We start from the raw sequence: 3,136 nt of genomic DNA, 5'->3' as shown, positions 1-3,136 counted from the left end.
CGGCCCCAGCGGTCGTCGGCGGCGGCGTGCGCGAGCGAGAAGCCGCCGCCGACGACCGCTGGGGCCGGATCGTGGTGATCGAGCGCGAGCAGGCCGTCATCGACTGGCACCACGGGGGGCCGCTCGCCCGGATCTCCGGCGCCGCGCTCGGCGATCCGCGCACTGTGATCCTCCACACCGATCTTGTGGCCTACATCCGTACGGAGGCGGCGGAGGCGGACACCGCCGAGGGTGCCCGCGAGCCCTTCGACCGTTACGACGCGCTCTGCCTGGACATCGACAACGGGCCCGGCTGGACCGTCACGGACGAGAACGCGAACCTGTACACGCCCGGCGGACTGGCCGCCTGCCGGGCCCGGCTCAACCCCGGCGGAGTGCTCGCCGTGTGGTCCGCCCAGCCCTCCCCCGCCTTCGAGGACGCGCTGCGGAATGCCGGTTTCACCGGGGTTAGGACGGAAGAGATCACAGTTGCCCGTGGCGTCCCTGACGCGGTCCACCTCGCCGTTCGCCCTGCGTAGCCGGGAGCCCTCCGGTGCCTCTACGCTGCTCCCCACACACGGGATCCACCATCTGCGCGCAGATGGTGGATCGAGGAACACGGATCGCGGAACGTACCAGGGGCGGGGCGATGGAGCAGACACACACCAGCCAGAACGGGGTCGCGGCCACTCCCGGCGCGCAGCGCCGTGTGCTCGTGGTCGAGGACGACGCGACGATCGTGGACGCCATCGCGGCCCGGCTGCGTGCCGAGGGCTTCGTCGTCCAGACGGCGGTCGACGGCCCGGCCGCGGTGGACGCCGCCGAGGCGTGGCAGCCGGATCTGATGGTGCTCGACGTGATGCTGCCCGGCTTCGACGGTCTGGAGGTCTGCCGCCGTGTCCAGGCGCAGCGTCCGGTGCCGGTGCTGATGCTGACGGCGCGCGACGACGAGACCGACATGCTGGTGGGCCTGGGCGTCGGGGCCGACGACTACATGACCAAGCCGTTCTCGATGCGGGAGCTGGCGGCCCGGGTGCATGTGCTGCTGCGAAGGGTGGAACGCGCGGCGCTGGCCGCCGTGACGCCGCGCAGCGGCATCCTGCGGCTCGGCGAGCTGGAGATCGACCACGCGCAGCGCCGGGTGCGGGTGCGCGGCGAGGACGTCCATCTGACGCCCACCGAGTTCGACCTGCTGGTCTGCCTGGCGAACACGCCGCGCGCCGTGCTCTCGCGGGAGCAGCTGCTGGCCGAGGTGTGGGACTGGGCGGACGCCTCGGGCACCCGTACGGTCGACAGCCACATCAAGGCGCTGCGCCGGAAGATCGGCGCGGAGCGGATCCGTACGGTGCACGGCGTGGGGTACGCCCTGGAGACACCGGCGCCATGAGCCGGGCGCCGGGCGGCAGAGGCGAGCGGGACGACGGCCCGGGGCGGCCGGGCCGGGCCGGGCGTACGCCGCGCTCCGCGCGCGCTCCCCGGCCGGTCAGGGGCGGCGCCAGGAGCGGCCCCCGGCACGACCCGTCGGGTCAGGGTCCCGCGCGCAAGGGCCCGGCCCGCATCAGGGCCGGTCACGGGTCGCTGGGCGGGCCCGACGGCGGCGGTCTGCGGCCGTTCTCCATCAAGACGAAGCTCGGCATGCTCGTGGTGGTCTCGGTGCTCATCACCACGGGGCTGCTGATGGTGGCGCTGCGCACCGAGACCGAGCTGCGCTTCATCACGGTGTTCTCGATGATCGCGACGCTGCTGATCACGCAGTTCGTGGCGCACGGTCTGACGGCCCCGCTGGACGAGATGAACACCGTCGCGAAGGGCATCTCGCACGGTGACTACACGCGGCGCGTCAGCGGCGCGGACCGCCGCGACGAGCTGGGCGACCTGGCCTCCACGATCAACCGTATGGCGGACGACCTGGAGGCCGTGGACCGGCACCGCAAGGAGCTGGTCGCCAATGTGTCCCACGAGCTGCGCACGCCGATCGCGGCGCTGCGCGCCGTGCTGGAGAACGTGGTGGACGGGGTGTCCGCCGCCGACCCGGAGACGATGCGCACCGCGCTGAAGCAGACGGAGCGCCTGGGCAGGCTCGTGGAGACGCTGCTGGACCTCTCCCGGCTCGACAACGGCGTACTGCCGCTCAAGGCGCGGCGCTTCGAGGTGTGGCCGTATCTGTCCGGGGTGCTGAAGGAGGCCAATCTCGCGGCCTCGCAGCGCGCGCTGAGTTCGGGTTCGGGCAATCACACCCGTACGGACGTGCATCTGCATCTGGATGTGTCGCCGCCGGAGCTGACGGCGCACGCGGACGCGGAGCGGCTGCACCAGGTGGTCGCGAATCTCATCGACAACGCGGTCAAGCACAGCCCGCCGCACGGCCGGGTGACGGTGCGGGCGCGGCGCGGTCACGGTCCCGAGTCGCTGGACCTGGAAATCCAGGACGAAGGTCCCGGTATCCCGGAGCCGGAGCGGCACCGGGTCTTCGAGCGTTTCAACCGGGGCAGCGCTCCGTCGCCGCACGGACCGGGCAGTGACGGCGGTACGGGACTGGGGCTGGCGATCGCGAGTTGGGCCGTGGATTTGCACGGCGGACGTATCGGGGTGGCCGAATCCGTACGCGGATGCCTCATCCAGGTGACACTTCCGGGAATCCCCCGGGCGCGGGGTTGACGTAGGGTTCGGATCGGAGGCACCGGAAGAGCCCGTTCCATGGGCATTCGGTGCGGCGTTGCCGACGCGATCCCTGTTCAGGGGCCGAAAAGGCGGCGTCAGCGCCATGGTGCGTCCGCAGTTCCGAGGACAGCTTCAAGGAAACCTGGCTTGTTTCCCGCCAATTCCTACGCCGAAACCCGCCTTCCGGTGTGACTTGCATGACGTTGCCCCCGCCCGGTCTGCTCCTCTCGGTCCGGTAGGCGTAGCCTTGATTCCCGCTGTCCATCACCTTGTGAAGCGGAAGAGGGCGGTTGCCGCCGTGTCGTCTCAGTCCCCCAGTAACTCAAGCGTCTCGACCGACCGAACGGGGCAGGAAGCCAATCCTGCCGCCGCCTTCGGGGCCAATGAATGGCTCGTCGACGAGATCTACCAGCAGTACCTCCAGGACCCGAATTCGGTCGACCGCGCCTGGTGGGACTTCTTCGCCGACTACAAGCCGGGCAACACCGGTGCGGCG

The 3,136-nt window shown here is 71.0% G+C and carries 4 protein-coding genes; all 4 read left to right on the top strand.

Annotation, left to right across the window (positions count from 1 at the left end):
- The coding region (locus BHU15_RS35495) for a polyamine aminopropyltransferase (RefSeq protein ID WP_079128609.1) at positions 1-518 on the top strand (518 nt) is incomplete at its 5' end.
- 110 nt (positions 519-628) lie between these two features.
- The gene (locus BHU15_RS35490) at positions 629-1,366 is read left to right on the top strand and encodes a response regulator transcription factor (protein WP_023538700.1); all 738 of its coding nucleotides are present in this window, start codon (positions 629-631) and stop codon (positions 1,364-1,366) included.
- 248 nt (positions 1,367-1,614) lie between these two features.
- Positions 1,615-2,637: a HAMP domain-containing sensor histidine kinase gene (locus BHU15_RS35485; protein ID WP_051433837.1), complete on the top strand. Its 1,023-nt coding sequence runs from the start codon at positions 1,615-1,617 to the stop codon at positions 2,635-2,637.
- Between the two features lie 301 nt (positions 2,638-2,938).
- Positions 2,939-3,136: 2-oxoglutarate dehydrogenase E1 subunit family protein (locus tag BHU15_RS35480; protein ID WP_141725052.1), on the top strand; the 198-nt coding region annotated here is incomplete at its 3' end.

Source organism: Streptomyces niveus, from assembly GCF_001723055.1.
GTDB classification, from domain to species: Bacteria; Actinomycetota; Actinomycetes; order Streptomycetales; family Streptomycetaceae; genus Streptomyces; species Streptomyces niveus.
The sequence above is the reverse complement of the archived record's forward strand: the minus strand, read 5'-3'. Positions and strand labels throughout refer to the sequence as shown.